General features: G+C 59.1%; 22 protein-coding genes and 1 other RNA gene. 9 read left to right on the forward strand and 14 right to left on the reverse strand.

What is annotated here, in order from left to right:
- Nucleotides 1–61 precede the first annotated feature (61 nt).
- The gene (locus AKG12_RS04475; RefSeq protein ID WP_046798112.1) at nt 62–907 is read left to right on the forward strand and encodes an aldo/keto reductase; all 846 of its coding nucleotides are present in this window, start codon (nt 62–64) and stop codon (nt 905–907) included.
- Nucleotides 908–1,042: 135 nt separating this feature from the next.
- On the opposite strand, the gene AKG12_RS04480 is transcribed toward AKG12_RS04475, so the two are convergent.
- From AKG12_RS04480 to AKG12_RS04495, 4 genes are all read right to left on the reverse strand, one after another.
- Entirely contained in the window at nt 1,043–1,576 is a 534-nt protein-coding gene (locus AKG12_RS04480) for an SRPBCC family protein (protein ID WP_052817976.1), read from the reverse strand.
- Nucleotides 1,569–1,937 (reverse strand): ArsR/SmtB family transcription factor, encoded by a 369-nt coding sequence (locus tag AKG12_RS04485; RefSeq protein WP_046798434.1) that lies wholly within the window; start codon nt 1,935–1,937, stop codon nt 1,569–1,571. Before AKG12_RS04485 ends, AKG12_RS04480 begins: the two co-directional genes overlap by 8 nt.
- Before the next feature lie 135 nt (nt 1,938–2,072).
- A complete protein-coding gene (gene ilvN / locus AKG12_RS04490) occupies nt 2,073–2,645 on the reverse strand; it encodes an acetolactate synthase small subunit (protein ID WP_003507555.1) in 573 nt (190 codons plus the stop codon).
- Between the two features lie 19 nt (nt 2,646–2,664).
- On the reverse strand, nt 2,665–4,458 hold the full coding sequence (locus tag AKG12_RS04495) for an acetolactate synthase 3 large subunit (protein ID WP_046798110.1): 1,794 nt from the start codon (nt 4,456–4,458) through the stop codon (nt 2,665–2,667).
- A 381-nt stretch (nt 4,459–4,839) separates the two neighbouring features.
- On the opposite strand from AKG12_RS04495, the gene AKG12_RS04500 reads away from it, so the two are divergent.
- Entirely contained in the window at nt 4,840–6,849 is a 2,010-nt protein-coding gene (locus AKG12_RS04500) for an ATP-binding protein (protein WP_082178708.1), read from the forward strand.
- A 9-nt stretch (nt 6,850–6,858) separates the two neighbouring features.
- Here AKG12_RS04500 and miaA read toward each other — a convergent pair whose 3' ends face one another.
- Entirely contained in the window at nt 6,859–7,755 is an 897-nt protein-coding gene (gene miaA / locus AKG12_RS04505; protein ID WP_052817978.1) for a tRNA (adenosine(37)-N6)-dimethylallyltransferase MiaA, read from the reverse strand.
- On the opposite strand from miaA, the gene serB reads away from it, so the two are divergent.
- Complete coding sequence (gene serB / locus AKG12_RS04510) at nt 7,754–8,644, forward strand: phosphoserine phosphatase SerB (RefSeq protein ID WP_052817979.1); 891 nt, start codon at nt 7,754–7,756, stop codon at nt 8,642–8,644. The two genes, miaA and serB, sit on opposite strands and share 2 nt — an antisense overlap.
- Nucleotides 8,641–9,213, forward strand: a complete 573-nt coding sequence (locus AKG12_RS04515) for a GNAT family N-acetyltransferase (protein ID WP_046798106.1) — start codon at nt 8,641–8,643, stop codon at nt 9,211–9,213. Before serB ends, AKG12_RS04515 begins: the two co-directional genes overlap by 4 nt.
- A 24-nt stretch (nt 9,214–9,237) precedes the next feature.
- Here AKG12_RS04515 and AKG12_RS04520 read toward each other — a convergent pair whose 3' ends face one another.
- From AKG12_RS04520 to AKG12_RS04550, 7 genes are all read right to left on the reverse strand, one after another.
- Nucleotides 9,238–9,987 carry an SDR family oxidoreductase gene (locus tag AKG12_RS04520; protein ID WP_052817980.1) on the reverse strand — a complete coding sequence of 250 codons (750 nt, stop codon included), beginning with the start codon at nt 9,985–9,987 and terminating at the stop codon, nt 9,238–9,240.
- Between the two features lie 88 nt (nt 9,988–10,075).
- The gene (locus tag AKG12_RS04525; protein WP_052817981.1) at nt 10,076–11,620 is read right to left on the reverse strand and encodes a Do family serine endopeptidase; all 1,545 of its coding nucleotides are present in this window, start codon (nt 11,618–11,620) and stop codon (nt 10,076–10,078) included.
- A 304-nt stretch (nt 11,621–11,924) separates the two neighbouring features.
- Complete coding sequence (gene hflC / locus AKG12_RS04530) at nt 11,925–12,851, reverse strand: protease modulator HflC (protein ID WP_046798103.1); 927 nt, start codon at nt 12,849–12,851, stop codon at nt 11,925–11,927.
- 1 nt (nt 12,852) lies between these two features.
- Complete coding sequence (hflK, locus tag AKG12_RS04535) at nt 12,853–13,974, reverse strand: FtsH protease activity modulator HflK (RefSeq protein WP_046798102.1); 1,122 nt, start codon at nt 13,972–13,974, stop codon at nt 12,853–12,855.
- A 143-nt stretch (nt 13,975–14,117) separates the two neighbouring features.
- On the reverse strand, nt 14,118–14,645 hold the full coding sequence (locus tag AKG12_RS04540) for a dihydrofolate reductase (RefSeq protein WP_052817982.1): 528 nt from the start codon (nt 14,643–14,645) through the stop codon (nt 14,118–14,120).
- The gene (locus tag AKG12_RS04545) at nt 14,642–15,436 is read right to left on the reverse strand and encodes a thymidylate synthase (RefSeq protein ID WP_052817983.1); all 795 of its coding nucleotides are present in this window, start codon (nt 15,434–15,436) and stop codon (nt 14,642–14,644) included. The genes AKG12_RS04540 and AKG12_RS04545 overlap by 4 nt, the downstream gene beginning before the upstream one ends.
- Nucleotides 15,437–15,528: 92 nt before the next feature.
- On the reverse strand, nt 15,529–15,837 hold the full coding sequence (locus tag AKG12_RS04550) for a DUF2853 family protein (RefSeq protein ID WP_035242256.1): 309 nt from the start codon (nt 15,835–15,837) through the stop codon (nt 15,529–15,531).
- Nucleotides 15,838–15,979: 142 nt separating this feature from the next.
- Here AKG12_RS04550 and ssrA point away from each other — a divergent pair.
- The 5 genes from ssrA to AKG12_RS04570 all read left to right on the forward strand — a co-directional run bounded on the left by ssrA (nt 15,980) and on the right by AKG12_RS04570 (nt 18,198).
- Nucleotides 15,980–16,353: a transfer-messenger RNA gene (gene ssrA / locus AKG12_RS29175) on the forward strand.
- Nucleotides 16,354–16,582: 229 nt separating this feature from the next.
- On the forward strand, nt 16,583–17,095 hold the full coding sequence (locus tag AKG12_RS04555; protein WP_052817984.1) for an SspB family protein: 513 nt from the start codon (nt 16,583–16,585) through the stop codon (nt 17,093–17,095).
- 43 nt (nt 17,096–17,138) lie between these two features.
- Complete coding sequence (locus AKG12_RS04560; protein ID WP_046798098.1) at nt 17,139–17,342, forward strand: DUF4169 family protein; 204 nt, start codon at nt 17,139–17,141, stop codon at nt 17,340–17,342.
- Between the two features lie 105 nt (nt 17,343–17,447).
- Nucleotides 17,448–17,657 carry a ribbon-helix-helix domain-containing protein gene (locus tag AKG12_RS04565; protein ID WP_046798433.1) on the forward strand — a complete coding sequence of 70 codons (210 nt, stop codon included), beginning with the start codon at nt 17,448–17,450 and terminating at the stop codon, nt 17,655–17,657.
- Between the two features lie 211 nt (nt 17,658–17,868).
- Nucleotides 17,869–18,198 carry a hypothetical protein gene (locus AKG12_RS04570; protein ID WP_046798097.1) on the forward strand — a complete coding sequence of 110 codons (330 nt, stop codon included), beginning with the start codon at nt 17,869–17,871 and terminating at the stop codon, nt 18,196–18,198.
- Nucleotides 18,199–18,439: 241 nt separating this feature from the next.
- On the opposite strand, the gene AKG12_RS04575 is transcribed toward AKG12_RS04570, so the two are convergent.
- Nucleotides 18,440–22,138: an AsmA family protein gene (locus AKG12_RS04575; protein WP_052817985.1), complete on the reverse strand. Its 3,699-nt coding sequence runs from the start codon at nt 22,136–22,138 to the stop codon at nt 18,440–18,442.
- Nucleotides 22,139–22,229: 91 nt separating this feature from the next.
- Nucleotides 22,230–23,642 carry an FAD-binding oxidoreductase gene (locus AKG12_RS04580; RefSeq protein ID WP_052817986.1) on the reverse strand — a complete coding sequence of 471 codons (1,413 nt, stop codon included), beginning with the start codon at nt 23,640–23,642 and terminating at the stop codon, nt 22,230–22,232.
- Nucleotides 23,643–23,708: the final 66 nt, after the last annotated feature.

A 23,708-nucleotide genomic window follows, 5' to 3' on the forward strand; every position in this document is an offset into this window, starting at 1 on the left:
GCCGGGTTTGAGAAGTCGGCACAAGGGGTTATTCTCCCCCGACAACCGCTGGAGCGAAACAATGTATGACGACATTCCTTCCGTTACCCTGCCATCCGGAAAAGAGGTTCCAGCCCTTGGCCTTGGCACCTGGAACATGGGAGAAAACAGATCGTCCGCGCCTCAGGAGGTCGAGAGCATCCGCAAGGCGATCGATCTCGGCATGACGCTGGTCGATACTGCCGAAATGTATGCCGATGGCCGATCCGAAGAGGTGGTCGGCACGGCAATTGCCGGCCGCCGTGACGACGTGTTTCTGGTCAGCAAGGTATACCCGTGGAACGCCAGCGCTAAAGGCACGGCGGAGGCCTGCGAGCGCAGCCTTGCAAGGCTCGGCACCGATCATATCAATCTCTATCTGCTGCACTGGCGCGGCGAGCACCCGCTGAGCGAAACCGTGGCGGCTTTCGAAAGACTGAAGAGCGACGGCAAGATAGATGACTGGGGCGTCTCCAATTTCGATACCGACGACATGGAAGAGCTTTTCGCCGTGCCCGATGGCAAAAACTGCGCCGCCAATCAGGTCCTTTACAACCTGTCGCGGCGCGGCCCCGAGTTTTCGCTGTTGCCATGGTGCCAGGAGCGCGGTGTACCGCTGATGGCCTATTCCCCCATAGAGCAGGGCCGCATCCTGAAAAACCACGAACTCATCCGCATCGCCAAGGCCTATCAGGCGACCCCGGCGCAACTGGCGCTGGCCTTCCTGCTGGAAAGAGACGGCGTCATCGCCATCCCGAAATCCGCCAGCGCCTCCCGTGTGGAAGAAAATCGCGGCGCGACCGATCTTGAAATAAGTGACGAAGACTGGACCGCCCTCGACGCCGCCTTCCCGCCGCCAACGCGCAAGACGGCACTGGAAATGCTCTGACGCAGCAAGGGGTTAAGAGACTTTTCGGAATCGGGCGCTGAGGCGGTTGAATCAGAACGTGAGAACCGGGGCCACCGCGCTACAGCTCCCCCTTGAACGGCGCGGACCAGCCGCGCCGTTCAAGCCTGATGTAGTTTATGAGCCTATGCGCTGCTCATACTCTTTTCTCAGTTTCAGCCATGCATCCCAGAAGGGTCCAGGCTCCTTTTCCTGAAGGCGGTCAGCGAGAATATCGAGATGTGCGTGCCAGCCGGAGCTGACATCGAGCTTGCTCTTCCGATCCGAAAGCCGGCTATGAATAAGCGTCAGAAGCACCTCCCTGCCGAGAGACTGGAGTTCGATCGACACTTCTGCACCCTCACCCCAACTGAAGACGAGGCGATGCGGCACAACAACAGTGATGATGCGGGACGCCATCTTTTCCTCTTCGGAAAAGCCTTCCGGACGGTGGCCGGGTGGATTGGAAAGCTCGTCATTGCGCCAGACCAGTTCGAAGGGTGCATCGGGCGCCAGCCGCATTTCGCCTGATGCCAGCCAGCGGCGGCGAAGATCGCTTTGTGTCAGATAGGCCCACACCCGCTCAATCGGTCCCGGCAACAGCCGTTCGATCTTCAGGGTCGCAGGCTCCACGAGCCGGCCATAGGTGTCAGGTATTGCGATATCAGCCATTGTCATTTCCTCCATTTGCAGGGGTTTTCCCCTGATCATCCTCCCGGAGCATCTGCTCAAGAATATCGAGACGGCTGTTCCAGAACTGCCGGTAGAAGCCCAGCCATTCATGCGCCTGCGCCAGAGGCTCCGGCGCAAGACGGCACACGTGGGTACGCCCTTTCACCTCACGGCGGATAAGCCCGGCATTCTCCAGTGCCTTGATGTGCTTGGAGGCTGCGGCAAGCGAAATATCGAATGGCTCGGCCAACTGGCTTACCGTTCGTTCGCCAAAAGAAAGATCCCGCAGCATCGTGCGCCGCGTCGCGTCGCCAAGAGCATGAAAGACAGTGTCGAGTTGTGGAACAGATAATTCAACCATGTTGTTGAATATAGCGCGTCAATCCGAAAAGTCAACCATATGGTTGAATATAGATTCCCTGCGCGAAAACCCATAAAAAAACCCGCGGCGAACCGCGGGCTTCGATGGTCAGAATACATATTGTGAATGCAGAGATTACATCCCCTGCGAACCACGGTTCATCGCGGCAATACCCGTGCGGCAGATCTCGATCAGGCCGAGCGGCTTGATGATGGCGACGAACTGGTCGATCTTCGACGACTTGCCGGTGATTTCGAAGATGAAATGCTCGACAGTCGCATCCACCACCTTGGCCTGAAACGCATCGGCAAGGCGCAGTGCTTCTGCGCGCACTTCACCCGTGCCGGCGACCTTGATAAGCGCCACTTCGCGCTCGATCGGCCTCTCCTGCCCCAGTTCGCGGGCGCGGACGGTGAGGTCGAGAACCCGGTGCACCGGCACGATGCGTTCCAGCTGCGCCTTGATCTGCTCCAGCACGATGGGGGTGCCGCGCGTCACGATGGTGATGCGCGACAGATGCGCTTCATGTTCCGTTTCCGAAACCGTCAGGCTTTCGATGTTGTAGCCCCGGCCAGAAAACAGGCCAATGACCCGGGCAAGGACGCCCGGCTCGTTGCTGACGAGAACCGACAGCGTGTGATTTTCGACGGCAGCCGTTTCCTTCTGGATGAAATAGGCGGAGCCGGTGGGTTGTAGGTGTGCGTTCATGTCCTTTTCCTCTCCCGGCTCAGACTAGCTGACGGCCCTTGGCATCAATGGCGTTGGCAACCGCTTCATCCGTCGCCTCATCCGGCAACAACATCTCGTTATGGGCTTTACCAGACGGGATCATCGGGAAGCAATTGGCAAGATTGGCGACGCGGCAATCGAAGATGACAGGCTTGTTGACCGCGATCATCTCGGCGATCTTGTCGTCCAGCTCCTTCGGGTCGTCGCAATACATACCGACCGCGCCATAGGCTTCCGCCAACTTGACGAAATCAGGCATGGCTTCGGTATAGGAGTTCGACAGACGGTTGCCGTGCAGCAATTGCTGCCACTGCCGCACCATGCCCATATACTGGTTGTTGAGGATGAAAATCTTCACCGGCAGACCGTACTGGATGGCGCAGGACATTTCCTGGATACACATCTGGATCGAGGCGTCACCGGCGATATCGATGACCAGCGCTTCCGGATGCGCGACCTGCACGCCGATGGCCGCCGGCAGGCCGTAACCCATGGTGCCGAGACCGCCCGAGGTCATCCAGTGATTGGGCTCCTCGAAGCCGAAGAACTGCGCCGCCCACATCTGGTGCTGGCCAACTTCGGTGGTGATATAGGTGTCGCGTCCCTTCGATGCCTCATAAAGCCGCTGCAAGGCATATTGCGGCATGATGACATCTTTCGAGTTCTTATAGGCGAAGGAATTGCGCGCACGCCAGCGCTCGATCTGCGACCACCAGTCCGCCGTCTGGGCTTTCTCCGGCTTCTTCGGCAAAGCGCGCCACAGGCGAACCATATCTTCCAGAACATGGCCGACATCACCGATAACAGGCACATCGACGCGCACGGTCTTGTTGATCGAGGACGGATCGATGTCGATATGGATCTTTTTCGAATTCGGCGAAAACGCGTTGATGCGTCCGGTAATCCGGTCGTCAAAACGCGCGCCGACGCAGACCATGACGTCGCAATCATGCATCGTCATGTTGGCTTCGTAAGAACCGTGCATGCCCAGCATGCCGAGCCAGTTCTTGCCGGAAGCCGGATAAGCGCCGAGACCCATCAGGGTCGAGGTGATCGGGAAACCGGTCAGCTCGACCAGTTCGCGCAGCAGCCGGGTCGCTTCCGGGCCGGAGTTGATGACGCCGCCGCCGGTGTAGAAAACCGGCTTTTTCGCCTTGGACATCAGTTCGATGGCAGCGTTAATGGCATTGAGGTCACCCTGGACCTTCGGCTTATAGCTTTTTTGCTGAACGGCAGCGGAAGGCGGCGTGTAGGTGCCGGTGGCGAACTGGATATCCTTCGGAATATCGACAACAACGGGACCGGGACGACCCGTCTGCGCGATGCGGAAGGCTTCATGGATGATGCCCGCCAGCTCGTTAACGTCCTTGACCAGCCAATTGTGCTTGGTGCAGGGGCGCGTGATGCCGACGGTATCGCATTCCTGAAACGCATCCGAACCGATAAGCGATGTCGGAACCTGGCCGGAAAGGCAGACGAGCGGAATGGAATCCATCAGCGCATCCTGCAGCGGCGTCACCGCATTGGTGGCGCCGGGGCCTGACGTGACGAGCATGACACCGACCTTGCCGGTGGAGCGGGCATAACCTTCGGCCGCATGGCCGGCGCCCTGCTCATGGCGCACGAGAATGTGCTGAATGTCTTCCTGCTGGAAAATCTCGTCATAAATCGGAAGAACGGCGCCGCCGGGATAACCGAAGATGTGCTCGACGCCATTGTCCTTCAGCGCCTTGAGAACAATCTCCGCACCTGTCATGCGATTGCTGTTTTCCGTATTGTCCTTATCCGTCATTGCCTGTTTCCATCCCGCTTTGGCTTTGGATATCGAGGAGCCCGAGGGCCTGTTTGAAGACATAAAAAAAGGCCCCTTAAGGAGCCTCGTTCAGCGCATGGGTGCTTTCGCCGGATGGTTACACCATCCTGCCCATGCGCCGTCCCACCACGATAAGTACGTTAAGATTTTTCATGGGCCGGAGTGTTAGCCACAAAAGCCCCAGCCGTCAACGCATATTGCGGAAAAAATCGGCGACCGCTTCTTTTATTACGTAAAAGCGCCAATCGACGAAATTTTCGAACGCAATTGATACACCTGTTGTTAAATATAATCTTTTATTATCGAGGGCGCAGGTACTGCCCGAACCACCGCGATCATCCGCATGTCCCGGGATAAGATGTGAATAATAACGAGTTTCATAGAGCGTCCGGCGTGGACGAAACCGAACGGCGATCCGCTCTGCAACCGGCAGACCGCATGCTTGGCCGCGTCATCGCCTGCGACGGCGCCCATGCCACCATCGCCGCGGAAACGGAGCCGGGTTCCACCGATGTTGCGCAACTCTGGTCCGTCGGACGCCTGATCTCCATCGAAATGGGAACGAGCCGTGTCGCGGCACTGGTCTTCGCCATGCGCACCGATGAAAGACAATGGTCCTCGGACAGGTCGAACAGGTTGCTGATCGACGTGGAACTGATGGGAGAGGTTTATCGCACCGACGATGGCAGCGAACGGTTTTCCAGCGGCATTTCCCGTTATCCCTATCTCGGCGCCGTGGCCCATCGCATCCGCACCGGCGACCTTGCCAAGATCTACGACAGCAGCAAGCGTGACAGCTGCATCATCGGCAAACTGACGCAGGATGATACGATCGGCGCGGCCATCAATATTCCGCAGATGCTTTCGAAGCATTTCGCCGTCGTCGGTTCTACCGGGGTCGGCAAGACGACTGCGGTTTCACTGCTCTTGAACAAGGCGATCGCGACGGACCCGAAACTGCGCGTCCTCATTCTCGATCCGCACAACGAATTTGCAGCCGCTTTTCCCGATCATTCGGTTGTCATCGATACCGATACGCTCGACCTTCCCTTCTGGCTGATGCGCCTTGAGGAATTCGCGGAAGTGGTTTTCCGTGGCCGCAAGCCTGTGCCGGAAGAGATGGACGTTCTGCGTGAAGTCATACCCGAGGCAAAAAAGGCATTTCGCGGTACGGATGGTTCCGCCGTCCGCCGCACCTCCGACAAGAGCGCGATCACACCGGATTCGCCGGTGCCCTATCGCATGGCCGATCTGCTGGCTTCTATCGATGAGCGTATCGGACGGCTGGAAGGGCGCGGCGAAAAGCCGGCGCTCCGCTCCCTGAAAGGCCGCATCCTCTCAGCCATCAACGATCCGCGCCACAACTTCATGTTCTCCAGCAATACGATCAGCGACACCATTCTGGAGACGGTGGCGCATATTTTCCGTATTCCCGGCGAAGGCAAGCCGATTTCAGTGTTCCAGCTCTCGGGCATTCCCTCCGAGGTGGTGAACTCGGTGGTCTCCGTTCTCTGCCGCATGTCGTTCGAGCTGGCGGTGCTGGCGCGCGGGTCGCTGCATATGCTTGTGGTTTGTGAAGAAGCCCACCGTTATGTTCCGGCTGACCCCGAGCGCGGCTTTTTCCCGACCCGACAGTCGATCGCCCAGATCGCCAAGGAAGGCCGCAAATACGGCATTTCGCTCGGCGTCATCAGCCAGCGGCCAAGCGAGCTGGATCAGACCATCCTGTCGCAATGCTCGACCGTTTTCGCCATGCGGCTGTCAAACGAGATCGACCAGAAGATCATTCTGTCGGCCGTACCCAACGCCTCGGCCTCCACCACCAGCTTTCTTTCTTCCATCGGCAATGGTGAAGCCATCGCCTTCGGCGAGGCGGTGGGTGTGCCGATGCGCATGCGCTTCGACCGTGTGCCGGCAATCAAATTGCCGAAGGCGAGCGGCACGGTCAGCCACGCGCCCCACGAAACACCCGATACCGTCGACCTCAACAGTATTGTTACCCGCATGCGGGCCACAGCGAGGCCAGTCATCACCGGCTTCCAGCAAAGCGTCGAAGCGGCATTTTCCGATCTGCCGGAATCGCCGGTGGTGCCCGGAGAAGCAGACGACATCGATCGCTGGAAGCGAGAATTGGGAACACCCGCAACGGAGGGCTATGAGCCTTACCGCCCGGACATGTTGCCCGGACGCACATCGCCACCGCCACAAAACCCGGAGAGGATGGACAGCGCCTCTGGTGCCGTCAACGACTTGCGCCGAGCCGGTTTCCAGATGCAGACGCAAAGTGGTCCCCCGCCGGCCGATACGCGCCCGTCGCTGCGCGAGAGCCTCCTGAAAAAGCCACTCGGCAGTCTTTATCGCAAGGATTGACGCCAGCCTTCAGGGCTGGATGCGAGTCCAGTCCTCCCCCATCTGGTTGCGGAACCAGGTCATCTGCCGTTTGGCATATTGGCGGGTCGCAGCGGCCGATTTTTCGATCACCTCCGCTTCGCTCATGCGCCCGGCCAGCATATCGGCGATCTGAGAAACGCCGATCGCCTTCATCGCCGTCGCGTCGGGCGCAAGCTTGAGAGCCAGAAGCGCCTCCACCTCCTCCACCGCGCCGCTTTCCATCATGGCCTCGAAACGCCGGTTAATGCGGTCATGCAGCACCGGCCTGTCGGGCAAGACGACGAATTTCTGCGCCCGGTCAGGATCGACGATCACCGGGCCGCTGGCCTTCTGGTAATCCCGGATCGATTTTCCGGTCGCCTCGATCACTTCCAGCGCCCGGACGATACGCTGGCCGTCTCCCGGCTGCAGGCCCTCAGCCATCACGGGATCGCGTCGCGACAATTCCGTGTGGAGAACCGCCGGCCCTTCTTCAATCAGCCGACCGCGCAGCCTGTCGCGGATTTCCTCCGGGATGGCAGGCATGTCCGACAATCCCCCGGTCAGCGCCTTGAAATAAAGCCCCGTGCCGCCGACGATGACGGGAAAACGCGCCTGCCCACGCAGATCCGAAAGCAGGACGGAAATATCCCGCAGCCATTCACCCGTGGAATAGAGGCTGCTTGCCGGCACATGGCCGTAAAGCAGATGCGGCACGCCCTGCATTTCTTCTTTTGAAGGCCGGGCGGTCAGCACCCGCAGCGTGTCATAAACCTGCATGCTGTCGGCATTGATGACGACGCCATTCCGCTCCCGCGCGAGACGAAGCGCAAGCGCAGACTTGCCGCTTGCCGTCGGGCCGGTTATCAGGATCGCATCAAAATTCTCATCAAGGTTTTTCATCATGGCTCTCGTTGCCACGCTTATCGCCAATCCGTCAAATCCTGTTCTGACACCGGCCCTCGGCGAAACCGCCGCTAAGGCCGTCAATGCGTCAGGTCTTTACTGGCTGGCGGATGGTGTCGCCTGCGATATCGCTTTGCCTTCCGGCACCAATGCCGAAGAGGCCCGCAACGCGATTGCCGGCGCGCTCGCTGGCCAGCCAATCGATATCGTCATCCAGGAGCAGGACCAGCGCCGCAAGAAACTTCTGATCGCCGATATGGATTCGACCATGATCGGCCAGGAATGCATCGACGAGCTGGCCGCCGAAGTCGGCCTCAAGGACAAGGTTTCCACCATCACCGCCCGCGCCATGAATGGCGAGATCGCTTTTGAGCCGGCACTCCGCGAACGCGTGGCGCTGCTGAAGGGCTTGCCGGTCTCGGTGATCGACGACGTCATCGAAAAGCGCATCACGCTGACATCAGGCGGCAAGGAACTGATCGCCACCATGAAGGCGAAGGGCTACTACACTGCCCTCGTTTCCGGTGGCTTCACGGTCTTCACCGGCCGGGTCGCGGCCATGCTCGGTTTCGATGAGAACCGCGCCAATCTGCTCGGCGAAGCCAATGGCGAGCTTGACGGCACCGTTGCCGAACCCATCCTCGGCAAACAGGCCAAGGTGGACGCACTGAATGACATTGCCGCAAAGCTCGGCATCTCGCCGGAAGAGGCAATGGCGGTCGGCGATGGCGCGAACGATCTCGGCATGCTGCATCTGGCCGGCGCAGGTGTTGCCCTGCACGCCAAGCCCGCCGTCGCGGCTGAAGCGCAGATGCGCATCGACCACGGCGATCTCACCGCGCTGCTTTACATTCAGGGCTACCGCAAGACGGATTTTGTCACTCCATGATCATCCGCGAAACACCAAGGCTCATTCTGCGCGAGTGGAAGGAGAGCGACCGCGACCTGTTCCGGGAAATCAATGCCGACGAAAAGGTCATGGAGTTCTTCCCCTTCCGCCGCAGCCATGCGGAAGCGGATGCGGTTCTGGAAACAATCAACGGCATGATCCGTGGCAGCGGTTATGGCTTCTACGCCATGGAGCTGCGCGAAACCGGCGAAGTCATGGGTTTCTGCGGCATATCGCCCGTCATGAACCTCGATCCGCCCTTCCCGATTGGTACCATGGAGATCGGCTGGCGGCTGGCCACCCGTTACTGGGGCCACGGTTATGTCACCGAAGCCGCACAATCGCTGCTCGTCATGGCCTTTGATGAAAAGGAGACGCCGGAAATTGTCTCCTTCGCCGTCCACGACAATCACCGCTCGACCCGCGTGATGGAGCGCATCGGCCTGAAGCGTGACCCGTCACGCGATTTCGATCATCCACGCGTGCCTGATGACACCCATCCGCATCTGCGTCCGCATGTGACCTATGCGCTGACGCTGGCGGAATGGCGGGAACGGCAGTCGCAATAACGCCCTCCCCGCCAGCCTCGAACTTTACTTCACCGCGGCATTGCCGCCATCGGCAAACAGCGCCGCCCCGGCGACAAAACTCGACATCGGGCTTGCCAGGAAAAGTGCGGCCTGCGCCAGTTCTTCCGGCTCGGCGATGCGTTTCATCGCATGCAGGCCTGCAGCCCATTCCTTCTGGGCCGCATCTCCGGCCATGGGTGTGTCGACCCCGCCGGGAAGCAGCCCATTGGCGCGAATGCCCTGCACGGCATAATCTGCGGTAATGCCTTTCACCAGCCCCATCAGCGCCGCCTTCGACGCACCATAGGCCGTCATGCCCGGTATGCCGGCACTGGTGCCAACGAAGCTGGAGATAAAGACGATCGAGCCACCGCCCCGCTTCAGCATCAACGGAATCTGGTGACGCGCCCCAAGATATGCGGAAGTGAGATTGGCTGTGAGCACGTAATCCCATTCCTCGGCGGAAATCTCCGCCAGCGGCTTCATGGCTCCGACCGCGCCTGCATTGTTGACGGCGATATCGAGACCGCCGAAAATGCTCACGGCCGCATCCGCCAGCCGGGAATGGGTTTCCTCAAGATTGACATCGCCAACAACGGCATGGACACGGCCGCCGGTCTCGCGAATCCCGGCGGCAACCTCTTCCAGCGCAGCAGCACCCCGCGCATTGATGACGACGGCTGCCCCTTGCGAGGCAAACAGCCTCGCCGTCGCCCGGCCGATGCCGGATGACGCTCCAGTGATGATGGCAACCTTGTTTTCGAGTAATTTCATATCCTTGACCTCCGTTGATGGAGACCAAGGATTAGAGAGAGGCCGGGACCACAACCACCCGATTCCTGCCGAACCGGTGGAAAGCGCTTTACTCCAGCGGCAGCGCCACCACGCGCAGATTGCCCTGCGCATCTGCAACCATCATATGCGCATTCTTGCGGCCTTCGGATTTCAGGCCGTTGATCCGCACCAGCACGTCACCGGGAACTTCCATGAAGTCCTGCCCGACTTCGACGATGATGTCGCCCGGTTTCATGCCCTTCTGTTCGGCCGGCGAACCCGTATCGACGCTTGCGACCAGCACACCTTCAACGCTTTCGGCAATGCCCTTTTCCGTGCGCAGCTCATTGCTGAGGACGACCAGGTTCATGCCAAGCACGCTCTGCGGCGCTTCACGCACTTCCGGCGTCTGGTCCTGCGCCTGATCGTCGGTGCCGCCATCATCATCAGGCGCAACCACGCCGCCATCGCCATCTTCGGCCTGCGGGTCTTCGGTCGCGGCCTTTTCTTCGGTCGTATCCTGCAACTGGCCGAGCTTGACCTTGACGGTCTCCTCCTTGCCGTCGCGCAGGATCACCACATCGACTTCCTTGCCAACCGGGCTTTCCGCCACGATCCGCAAGAGATCACGCATTTCATGAATGTCCTTGCCGTCGAATTTCAGCACGACATCGCCGGCCTGGATAGGGCCGTTCTCTACCGGGCCGCCCTTGGCGACGCCGGAGATAAGCGCACCCTTGGCACTTTCCATGCCAAGGCTTGCCGCCACATCATCCGTGACGGGCTGAACGCGAACGCCGAGCCAGCCGCGACGGGTCTCGCCGAATTCGATCAGCTGCTGGACGATATTCTGCGCAAGTTCCGTCGGAACGGCGAAACCGATACCGATCGAACCACCACTCGGGGAAATGATCGCGGTGTTGATGCCGATCACCTCGCCCTTCATGTTGAAGAGCGGACCACCCGAATTGCCCTTGTTGATCGCCGCATCCGTCTGGATGAAATTGTCATAGGGGCCGGCATTGATATTGCGGCCACGCGCGGAAATGACGCCGACAGTCAGCGAACCGCCAAGGCCGAAGGGGTTGCCGATGGCCATTACCCAGTCGCCGATGCGCATGCTGCGCGAATCGCCGAACTTGACGGCCTTCAGCGGCGTTTTCGGCTCTACCTTCAAGACCGAAAGGTCGGTCTTGGTATCGGTGCCAACAAGCGTTGCCTTTAGCTTCGAGCCATTCGGGAAAATCACCTCGATGGCATCAGCACCCTCGATGACGTGGTTGTTGGTGACGACATAACCGGCGGGATCAATGACGAAACCGGAACCCAGTGAATTGACCTTTTCACCGCCCTCCGGCTTCTGGCTGTCGAAATAATCCTTGAAGAATTCCTGGAAGGGCGACCCCTCCGGGAGCTTTGGCGGAACAGGTCCCTTGCCCTCGGTCTTGACGTTCTGCGACGTCGAAATATTCACCACCGCATCCAGAAGCGGCTCGGCAAGATCGGCCACCGATTCCGGCCCATGGCTCTGCGCTCTCGCAGCAACCGGTGCCGAAAGGCTACCCGCCACAAGCGCGATGCCCGCGACTGCGGCAATGCTGTTGCGAAAAGGCGAAAGAAGGGTCACGGCCATAAGCGTCCTCGCGTTTCAGATAGTCTCGCCTTGCATATATCGACAAAGCATAAGGCGGAATGATGAAGTGTAAAAATACCTTTTCGTGAACAGGCAGTTGATGCCTTGCCCCTGCCCACAGCATTGGCACGAAACGGGAGTGAAAAGAAAGGGCCGGCCAAAACCAGTCCTCAAATTAGCAACAACGGCTGCTCGGCCCTCTCCTCCGTCATCCTCGGCTCGTGCCTGAGGATGACGTCGTGCGGGGCCTGTCAAAAAGAAAGGGCCGGTAAAACCGGCCCTTTCAAACTCTTTTGATCCGATATCAGTTCGCCGGCGCGGGCGCTGCGGGTGCGGCCGGAGCCGCAGACGGAGCACCGTTGATGTCGTTGAAGTAACGGAAGAAGGTCGAGTCCGGGGACAGGACCAGCGTCGTACCGGTGCCGTTCAGCGAATTGGAATAGGCCGCCATGGAGCGATAGAACTCGAAGAAGTTCGGATCGCGCTGGAAAGCTTCGCCGAATATGCGGTTACGGTTGGCATCACCTTCACCGCGCAGTACTTCAGACTGACGACGCGCATCGGACTCGAACTCGACGACCTGACGGTCGGCGATAGCGCGGCGGCGCTGGGCTTCTTCATTACCGCGGGCGCGGATGAGTTCAGCTTCAGCCAGACGTTCCGACTTCATGCGCTCGAAGGTCTGCTGCGACACTTCCTGCGTCAGATCGGTACGGCGGATGCGGACATCCACGATGCTGATGCCGAGCGATTCCGCATCAGGGCGCAGATCGTCACGCACTTCCTGCATCATCGATGCGCGTGCATCAGAAAGTGCCGATTCAAAGCCGCGAAGACCGTAGACCCGGCGCAAAGATGCGTCGAGACGGGTGCGAAGACGCGATTCGGCCGACATCTGGTCACCCGAGACCGTCTGGCGGAACCGGCGTGCATCCGTGATGCGATAGACGACGAAGGCGTCTACTTCATAGAACTTGCCGCCCGAAACCTGAACACGGATATTGTCGTGATCGAAGCGCAACGCCCGGTTCTCGACATATTGCACCCGGTCGGCATCCATGAACGCGAAGGGCAGCTTGAAATAGAGGCCCGGCGCGGTTTTTACATCCTGGATCTGACCGAAGCGCACGACGATTGCCTGCTGGCGCTCGTTGACGACGAAGATCGATGAATAGCCAAGGAAAAGCACGGCGGCGAGACCGACGAGAATGGCAGTAAGACGGTTACCCATATCAGTTGCCTCCCTGCTGTGCTGCGCCTGTATTGCCGCGCATGATCTCGTTCAGAGGCAGATAAGGCACCACGCCCTGCTTTTCGTCGATGATGACCTTGTTGGAGCCCTTCAGGACCTGTTCCATGGTTTCAAGGAACATGCGCTGGCGGGTCACATCAGGTGCTGTGCGATACTGATCATAGATGGAGATGAAGCGCTGCGCCTCACCCTCGGCCTCGTTGACGACACGCGACTTGTAAGCGTTCGCCTCTTCAACGATCTGTGCCGCCTGACCGCGTGCCGCACCCAATTTCTGGTTGGCATACTGGTTGGCTTCCTGAACGAAGCGATCTTCATCCTGCTCGGCGCGCTGCACTTCATCAAAGGCATCGGCCACTTCGCGCGGCGGCGCCGCATCTTCGATGGCGACCGCATTGATGGAAATGCCGGCGCCGTAACCGTCCATGGTGGACTGGATGATGCTGCGTACATCGCCCGCAATGGCCTGACGGTTATCGCGGAAAATATCCTGCGCCGGACGACGGCCGACCACTTCGCGCATGGCGCTTTCGGAAACCTGCTGCAGCGTCTCGGCCGGGCTGTCGACGTTGAAGAGATAGGATTTCGGATCAGAGACCGTATAGAGCACCGAGAACTGCACGTTGACGATGTTCTGGTCGCCGGTCAGCATCACGCCGCTCGATGAGGACGACGAGGCGCGCGAGCCGATATTCTGCTGCTGTTCCGTAACCTTGACGATCTCAACCGTCTCGATCGGCCACAGATGGAAATGCAGGCCGGGCATCGAGATTTCGTCCTTGGGACGTCCGAAACGCAGCTCAACGCCACGCTCATCCGGCTGGACGGTATAGATGGACTGGATGCCGAGGAAAACGAGGACGACAAGAACGAGAATCGCAACCGCGCCACCGTTGAAGCCACCCGGCAGGACATTCTTGAAACGGTCCTGACTGCGCCGGATGATCTCTTCCAGATCAGGTGGGCCGCCATTGTTGCCGCCACCGCCGCCGCGAGGCCGGTTAGGCCCCTGTCCCCACGGGCCGCCACCGCCACCCTGGTTGTTTCCTCCACCGCCGCCGCCCCAAGGGCCGCCGCCGCCATTCTGATTGCTCCAGGGCATCAATACCTCTTTATAAAAGCCTCTCCCGGTTCCGTTCGAAAGCGATTGCTCGCGTGCGGCGGGAATATCGACCCGTTATAAGAAGGAGAAGCGTCCGTTTCAACGCAGAGGTGGTAACTAAATACCCAATCGCGGTAAATAGTTCACTTTGACGCGGCTCTTCGCAAATAAGTGGTGAACAGAACCGGATAATTGTCCCTTTCCCCTGCGGGAACGGCATTCTCGTCGATTTTTTCAAAGATGTCAGGATCGATATCCGGAAAAAAAGTGTCGCCATCAAGCTTTACCGCCACATGGGTGACGGAAAGTTGATCGGCAAACGGCATCGCCTGACGGTAAATTTCCCCGCCGCCGGCCACAAAAACCTCATCCACGCCCAGTTCCGCGGCCTTGTCTTTGGCAAGCTTCAAAGCCTCTTCCAGCGACGAGACGACATCCACCCCATCCGGCCTGTAATCGGCATTGCGGCTGACGATGATATGCGGGCGGCCCGGCAAGGGGCGCTCGCCGACAGACAAAAACGTCTTGCGGCCCATGATGAGCGGCTTGCCCATCGTCATCGCCTTGAAGCGCTTGAGATCGGTGGAGAGCTTCCACGGCATGTCGAGATCACGGCCGATGACGCCGTTTTCCGACACTGCAACGATGATGGTGACACGCGCCTCGCTCATACCGCGATCGGTGCCTTGATGCTTGAATCGGCCTCGTAATTCTCAAGCGTAAAGTCTTCGAACTTAAAGCCGAAAAGGTCCTTCACATCAGGGTTGAGACGCATCGTCGGCAGGGCCTTCGGGGTGCGCGTCATCTGCAGCCGTGCCTGTTCGAAATGATTGGCGTAGATATGTGCGTCACCGAGTGTATGGACAAAATCGCCCGGTTTCAGACCTACGACCTGCGCCACCATCAGCGTCAGCAGCGCATAGGATGCAATGTTGAACGGCACGCCGAGGAAGATATCGGCCGAGCGCTGATAAAGCTGGCAGGACAATTTGCCATCCGAAACATAGAACTGGAACAGGCAATGGCAGGGCGGCAGCGCCATTTCGTCCACCAGCGCCGGGTTCCAGGCTGAAACGATGTGGCGGCGGGAATTGGGATTGGTTTTCAGCGCCTCGATCAAAAGCGCGATCTGGTCGATATGACGGCCATCCGGTGCCGGCCACGAGCGCCATTGCGCACCATAGACGGGGCCGAGATCACCATTTTCATCGGCCCACTCATCCCAGATGGAAACGCCATTCTCCTTGAGATAGGCGATATTGGTGTCGCCCTTCAGGAACCACAGCAGTTCGTGGATGATGGAGCGCAGATGCAGCTTCTTGGTGGTGAGGACCGGAAAGCCTTGCGAAAGATCGAAACGCATCTGGTAACCGAAGACCGAGCGCGTGCCGGTGCCGGTGCGGTCTCCACGGTCGGAGCCGGTTTCCATCACATGCCGGAGAAGATCGAGATATTGTTTCATGCGTTCTGCCGCCGATTCCCTGATATCAGGAGAATATAATAGCACAGGGCGGCAGAACCAATCACCTAATGCGGGCTTATCCCCGCCTCAAATCAAAGCGACTGGAGTTTGCCCAGTTCCTTGGCCACCAGATAATAGAAGGTCACGCGCGACTTGGAGCGGTCCGCAGCCATGGCTTTCGCAGTGGCGTCGATCGCCTTGTCGGCGCTATCGTCGGTCACGCCGAGCTTCTTGCCGCACCAGCTTGCCTTGACGCGCGCAAGCTCTTCCGGATCGGAAGCGGACACCAGCGATGAATCCCGGTTGCGCAACGCAATGCCGAGATGCTTGACGATTTTGCCAACGATGGCTTCGTCGGCTGCCGCATCGTATTTCTTCACATCTGCGAGATAGTCGGTCATATCAACTCCTTCGTGTGTCCCCGGCGCCACGTTGCTTCTGGTGACCGGTTGCACGGAGAATGTGACAGCAATCTCTCGTCGTCAAGAATTGTCTAAATTGTCAACGTCAAACACGAAACCTTTTCATGGAATTGTCATAGCCCCCCTTTTCTCCGCCGGGCGAAACGCCTATATGAGCTTTGCCGGGGCAACCCGGCTATGGCGATAAACGGTCGGTGTAATAAACCTATTGGACCCGGGGGCGGTACCCGGCGCCTCCACCAAAAACCGGCGGACTTCTTTTAAGGGAAGGCCGGCTTTTGATGGGGGCGAAATAGGATCGACAAGGGCGTAAAGATCGAACTTTTGCTCGGCATGATACCGCCGTTATCGGGTCACAAGTGTAGTTGCAAACGACAACAACGCTAAGGAATACGCTCTCGCTGCCTAATGGCGGTGCGGGAATTCCGCTCTAAGTCCTTACGGTTAGCCCCGTAAGGCGGGGTTCGGAGGTACCTGGCAACAGAAACCTCCACCTTCTCCATTTTGCCTGAATTGGTTATATGATAGCTGACTTGCGAACGGCATCGGCTTTTCCGTTGCTGCCGTTCGGGACATTGCGTATACTTGGGTAACGCGCAGCCGTCTGGATCGAGTTCGATCTCCGGTTCAGGATTGCGCAAAGATTCAAAGTGTTACAGCGTCCTTGGCGCGCAAGACGCGCAGCGCATTAAAAGACGTTCGAATAAGGGAAAGACAGGACCGCATGGGGCAGGATCATATCCGTTACGACATTCTCGCACAGGATGCCCTTCGCGGCGTTATTCGTAAGGTTTTGGGTGAAGTGGCCGCAACCGGCCGCCTGCCCGGCGACCATCATTTCTTCATCACATTCCTGACCGGCGCGCCGGGCGTGCGGATTTCCCAGCACCTCAAGTCGAAATATGCCGAGCAGATGACCATCGTTATCCAGCACCAGTTCTGGGATATGAAGGTAACGGAAACCGGCTTCGAAATCGGTCTGTCCTTCTCCGATACGCCTGAAAAGCTGGTTATCCCTTATAACGCCATTCGCGGTTTCTACGATCCTTCCGTCAATTTCGAACTTGAGTTCGACGTGCCCCTGGCCGATGAAGAAGAGATGGAAGAGGCCGAAATCACCGCCTATCCCGTTTCCAACGAGGCAAAGCCCGCTTCCACCTCCGACGCCCCCAAGGCCGGCGAGGAAAAGAAGGAAGGCTCCGTCGTTTCGCTGGATGCCTTCCGCAAGAAGCAATAACGGCCTTTCTTCCGCCACCCGAAACCCAAGGAGACATATCCGCATGGCCGCCGATATCGTCAATCTGCGTCAGTTTCGGAAGCAGAAAGCCCGCAACGAAAAGGAAAAACAGGCGGAACAGAACCGCCTGTCCTTCGGCCGCAGCAAGACCGAAAAAAATCTGACATCGGCCCTCAATGAGAAAGCTGAAAAGGCGCTCGATCAAGGGCGGCTCGAAAAGGGTGATGGCGGGGCCGACAGGGACTGACGATCGGACCTGCCGCAGCCAACTCCCCGCAAAATCGGAAATCAATCGCAAAACAGAGGCTTGCCGGCGAAACATGATTCAGATTTCCAGCCGGAGGCCGATCTGATGATCCGCAAGCACTCAGCAACATTACACGGCCACCGCACCAGCATTTCACTTGAAGATGCCTTCTGGGAAGAACTGAAGACGATTGCCGAAAAGCGCAAGATCAGCTTCGCTGCCCTGCTTGCGGAAATTGATGATAACCGGCCCGTCGACAGCAACCTGTCCTCGTCTTTGCGCGTTTATGTGCTGAACTGGCTGAAGACCAGATAATCTTTCCGTCCAGCCAACGACATGGGCGCCGCCCTGATATGCCGGCCCACAGACTACAAACATTCGGGCCGAAAAACTCGTAACGTCGCGAAAGCATTCATTAAACATTAGCAGCCTAATCTGCGCTGCAAGGCATTCCCGTATTGCGTAGCCTTGTTTTCAGTCTTTGTTTCATAACTTTCCAATCCACACATCCGCCACGAGGCGACCCATGGTTTCTGCCGTTTCGGGAACAAGCATTGCTGTTTCCGTCCTTTCTTCTTCATCCACCTCCTCTTCAAGCGTTTCCGAGCTGAAATCGCAGATTGCCGAAAAACAGTCGGAGCTGGCCCAGACCACCGAAGCGAAAGCCCAGGAGGAACTGAAGAGCGCCATCGCCTCGCTCAAGGCTCAGCTTGAGGCTCTCGAAAACAGCGCTGACAAATCGGCAGCTTCAGGCGACAGCGCGGATAAGCCCAGCCTGTCGGGAGAGAGCAGCAGGATTGGCACGAAAAACTTCGATGCCGACACGCCCTTCGGCGAACGAGAGAGCTGGATTTAATCGGCTGCCGGATAACTCTGGAAAGACCGCCAAAAACACGGGTATCCAGACCGCACCAACATTTGTCCTGAGACGATGTCACCAGCCGTTACCAGACACCCCTCCTCTGACTTGACCCGAAGTTTCGCAACCGGGCGCGACGATGGCCATAGATCCCGGGAAAGGGAATGAACCCGTTTTAGGGTGCCAGCCTCCACATCCTGCAAATCTGAAGGCGATCCACCTCCACTTTTCAAACAAGCTATGGATTGGCCGGCGCGTTTTCCGGCGCCAGGTCGCGGATCGCATTTTCCGTCGGTGGCACGACCAGAATCGGCGCCGATTGCCGCTCGGGCACGGGTTGCTGCTGTTGCTGCAGCAACCGCTCCTGCTGTTCTTTCTCCTGGCGAAGACGCTCCTCGGCCGCAGCCTTCAGCCGCGCCTCCTCTTCCGCCTTCGCTTTGGCTTCCGCTTCTGCCCGTTCCTTTTCAGCCTGCCGCTCAGCCGCCTGGGAGCGGTAAAGCGCCACTTCGCGGCGCAGGCGCTGCTTTTCAAGAACGCTGGCCTGCATGGCCTCCACCCGACGGCGCTCCTTTTCGAAAGCCCTGAGCGACAGGTAATTGCTGAGTGTCGAAACATCGATCGTCAAAGCCGGTGCCGCCAGCGGGCCATTATAATTCAGGCGTAGAGACGGCTCAGCTCCGGCAACCGCTTCGGTGCCGGGATTAAAGAGAAGATCGAGATCACCATTCAAGGTCGATGCGGCAATATCCACCGTCGCATCACCGGCAAGCGTCACCGGATCGATCCCGGCGCGCAGATTCTGGAAATGAAGCGCACCACCATTCAGCGAGAACGGCAGGGCCACATCGCCAAGCCCGATTTCACCCTGCCACAGGTTCTGGTCCACCAGCGGCCGAACTTTGGGCGCATCGATAGGCTGCTGCAAACCATCCGCCGCCTGAAGGATCGGCGGCAGCGCGGCGGGATTGAGCCCCTTCAGCACCAGGCCGCCGGCACGGATTTCACCTGAACCACCCGCCGATTTCAGAATTTCGCCGACACTCTTGCCCGTCGATTCAGCCGTCAGGTCGATGGCAATTCGGCCGGTCGCCACAGGCCCATTGGCGTTCGCCCACAGGATAGGCTCCGGATTGGCATCGGCCACCGCGATCTTGGTGCGGAAAATCCCCGCCCCTTCACCCGTGGACATGGCAAGCCGGCCCGTCAATTTGCCGCCCATGAAGCCGCCCGTGACCTCATCGAGCGAAAGACTGCCCGAATCATGCGTCACCTTGGCCGCCAGACCCGTGATCGTGCCGAAGGGACCCGCTTCGAAGTTTTCCGCCTTCAGCGACAGTGAGGCCTTGAGCTGTGGGAAAGCCGCCATGGCCAAAGGCTTGGCGTTGAGCGCGCCATTTTCCGGGTCAATCACCGGGCCGTAGATCGCATCCCCCAGCCAGGCGAGATCGGCGGTCCTGACCGACAGATCACCGCTGACGGGATAAGGCGCGGCGCGCTGAACCGCGAGATTGCCGGAGAAGGGATTGCCACCCACCTGCCCGCCAACCGAGGAAAAAGCGATCTTCTGCGCATCGACCGCCACTTTCGCATTGGCCTTCACAGCCATGCCGCCGCCGAGTTGCGGCAACCCTACCGCATTCATGATGAGATATGGCTCGATATCAGCACTCTCGAGCGCCACATCCGCGCTGCCCTCACCGAAATTGGCGGCAGCAACGGCAAAGGAGCCGCTCATCGAAAAATGCGTACGCTCCGTTGAGAAGCGGATATCGGTCTGGGCCGGCGAACCGAGCGTGCCATTGAGCTTGACGGAAAGAAGCCCCTCGCCATCCGCATCGAACGGCAGCGGATCAAGCCCCGCCTGCCCGAACAGGATGGCTGTCGACTGGTTTTTCAACACCGCTTCCAGCGACATCGCCGTATCATCGGTGATCGACAGGAAATCCGGCATCTTGGCAACGGCCGACAGGCGGCTGCCGTTGACGGTGCCTGATACGGCCACATTGGCCCCGCCATTTTCACTGTTCACCGAAACATCTACGGCAAGATCGGAATTGGCGTACCAGGGCGCGCTGGCGGCCAGACGGCTGAGGAAGGGGTGGTTGGGCAATTTCTGCTGCAGCATTGTAAAGAACGGCTGCATATCCGGAGCATGCAGGTTTACCGTGCCCTTGCCCGCATATTTCAGCAACGAACCCTGCAACTGCCCTCTGGCCTTGACCTCAGCGCCGGCAATATCGCCGGCCGTCATGTTTTCAAGCGTCAGAACACCACCGGCCATGGTGAAGGCGGTCTCGACATGATTTGCGGTCACGCCGGCCATGTTGAACCGGTCGGCCTTGAACTTGGCGTCGATGCGATGATCGAGAACCGAGCTTCCGACCTGATCGCCCAGCGCCAGACTACCGAGCGCCTTCAGCGCATCGAGATCGATTTCATTGCCGGCAAGATCGATGGAGAGATTGGAAGTCTTGCCATCCGAGCGCCGCTCCAGTTCGCCCTTCAGCGAAGCGTCGCCGATGGCAAGCTCGAGATTGTTGAAACGCTGGTTGAGCGTCGTCAGCGAGACATCGGCGGAAAAACCGGCCGCATTCAGCTGCCGGATCGCCGGATCGACGGAACCGGAAAGCCAGTTGGCAAGCCCCGACGGCTGGTTGGAGGCGAGAAGCAGATTGCCGTTGAAGGCCGGGCCACCAAGCAGTGTCAGCGAGCCCTTGGCTTCCAGCTGCGTCCTGCCGGGCAGCGTCGCAACCGCATTCACCACCTGCCAGCCGCTGCCATCAGGGCGCACATCCAGCCTGATGTCACGGATGGTCGTATCGTCGGAAACCAGCGCGGGAAGGCTGATGCTGGCCTTGCCCGGCACCTGTGGCACGGGAATGCGCGCCACCATGGCCGCAAAGGCCTCGATGCGCTGGCGCACGGAGGCGGTGGGCTGGCGCGAGGTCTTGCCCGTTTGTACGACGGGTGGCGCAAAGCGGGCAACATCGATCTGCTGGCCATCCGCCGTCAGCAGGAATTCCGGCTTCGCACCGGTATCCAGCGTCGCCTCGCCGGTCACGACGTAAGGGTTTTCGCTGCCGCCGAGTTCCATGCGGTAGCTCGATATGCGCACGCTTTCATTGGTCAGCTCGAAACTGCCGCGTGTACGCGGCGAGGAAAACAGCGACTGTCCGGCCTGTTTCTGCTTTTCGTCTTCCCGGAAGCTGAAAGCGAAGGAACCGCTATAGGCAGGCTTCCCGGCCGTTGCAGCAATCGCGCCGTCCAGATCGACCTCGACCGGATGTTCATCCGGCACAACCCGCACCCTGAGCCCCATGCGGCCAGCGGCATAATCGGGTTCGCTGCTGGAGAGGGAGAAAGAGCCCGGATGTCCATCAACGGCAGCACGCCCTTCCGCCTTCCACGGCCCGGCCAGCGAATTGGCGGACATGTCGGCGTTAAGGCCGGTCACGACACGGTTGCGACCGGATTGCTCATCGATGAATTCGATCTGTCCGCCTTCGATCTGCACGCTTTCCAGAACCACGGTGCGGGCGGGAATTTCCGCCCGGCTGCCACGCATCCAGTCCAGCGTGCCGTCCTTCAAAAGCCTGATCTTGGCCTTGGGCTCCTCTATGCGCATGTCGAAGATGCGCGCCTCGCCGGAAAGGAAAGGTGCTAACTCGGCATCCATGGAAAAACGCGCGACCTGGATGAGCGGCGAACCATCCGCATCCGTTCCGGCGCGCACATCATGCAGCGTTACCGAAGGGAAAGGCAGGATACGCGCCTCGACCCGGCCGTGCACCACCACCTTCTTGCCCAGAATGCGGCTCGCCTGATCTTCAAAATCGCGACGGAAATCCGTCCAGTCGACGAAATAGGGAATGAGCAGCGCCGAAAACAGCACCAAGGCCAGCAGTCCGCCCAGAAAAACCAGAATACGCCCGAGCACTGACCTGCATCTCCCTTCGCGAACGCTGCAAACCTATTCTTTTCTGCCTTAACGGCAAGCAGCCTTTTGTACCAATCAAATGTGAGAATGATCAGACAAGCCGGAACAACTTGCCCGGATTGAAAATGTTATCCGGATCGAGCGACGTTTTGATGGCACGCATCACATCCAGCGCATTTCCTGCTTCTTCGGCCAGAAAACTCATCTTGCCTTGACCGATGCCATGTTCGCCGGTGCAGGTGCCGTCCATGGCAATCGCCCGGCGGTTGAGGCGGGCGACAAAAGCCTCGGTTTTCGCGACGCTTTCGGCATCCTTGCCATCGAACAGAATAAGGACATGAAAATTCCCGTCGCCCGCATGGCCGACGATTGGCGCCAGAAACCCGTTTTCAGCAATATCCTGCTGCGTTTCCACCACGCAATCTGCAAGGCGCGAAATCGGCACGCAGACATCGGTGGAAAGCCCGTCAAGATGCGGCGCAAGCGCCCGCGACGCCCAATAGGCATCATGCCTTGCCTTCCACAACTTGTTGCGCTCGGCAGCATCGCCCGTCCAGCGGAAATCGACGCTGCCGCATTCGGCCGCGATTTCAGCAAATTGCTGCGATTGCAGCGCCGCCGTTTTCTCCGTGCCGTGGAACTCCACGAACAGCGTCGGTTTCTCCGCGTAGTTCAGGCCGGAATAGGCGTTGCAGGCGCGCACCTGCACCTCATCAAGCAATTCGATGCGGGCAACCGGAACGCCCATCTGGATCGTCATGATGACAGCGTCGCAGGCTGCCTTGATGCTATCGAAGGTGCAGACCCCGCCGGCGATCTTTTCCGGAATGCCCTGCAGCCGCAGCGTGACCGAGGTGATGACGCCGAGCGTCCCCTCCGCACCGACGAAAAGCCGCGTCAGATCATAACCGGCGGACGATTTGCGCGCTCGGCGTGCCGTGCGGATTTCCTCGCCATTGGCGACGACGGCGGTGACGGCCAGAACATTGTCCTTCATCGTGCCGTAGCGCACGGCATTGGTGCCTGATGCACGCGTCGAGGCCATGCCGCCGATCGAGGCGTTGGCACCCGGATCGATCGGGAAAAACAGGCCGGTATCGCGCAGATAGACATTCAGGTCCTCGCGCGTCACGCCCGGCTCCACCGTCACGTCAAGATCTTCGGCATTCACCTCAATGATGCGATTCATCCGGCTGAAATCGATGCAGATTCCACCGTTGGGCGCATTGACCTGACCTTCCAGCGAAGACCCCGTTCCGAACGGAATGACCGGCACCTTATATTGCGCGCAGACCTTCACCACGGCCTTCACATCATCGGCGCTCTCGGCAAAGACAACGCCGTCAGGCGCCTGCAGGGTCAGATAGGTGGTGGTGTGGCCGTGCTGCTCGCGAAACGCCTTGCCGGTCTGGAGCCTGTCGCCAAGCTGCTGCTTCAACACCGCGAGCGCAGATGCGATACCCTCTTCGTTCCGCTTTCCCGCCACCACATCTTTCAGCGCCATCATCCATCTCCACCGCAACATCTGCCCGTAACGGAGCAGATCCGTTACGAAATTCCGTCAGGTGGT

The sequence above is a fragment of the Agrobacterium sp. SUL3 genome, assembly GCF_001263295.1.
GTDB classification, from domain to species: domain Bacteria; phylum Pseudomonadota; class Alphaproteobacteria; order Rhizobiales; family Rhizobiaceae; genus Agrobacterium; species Agrobacterium tomkonis.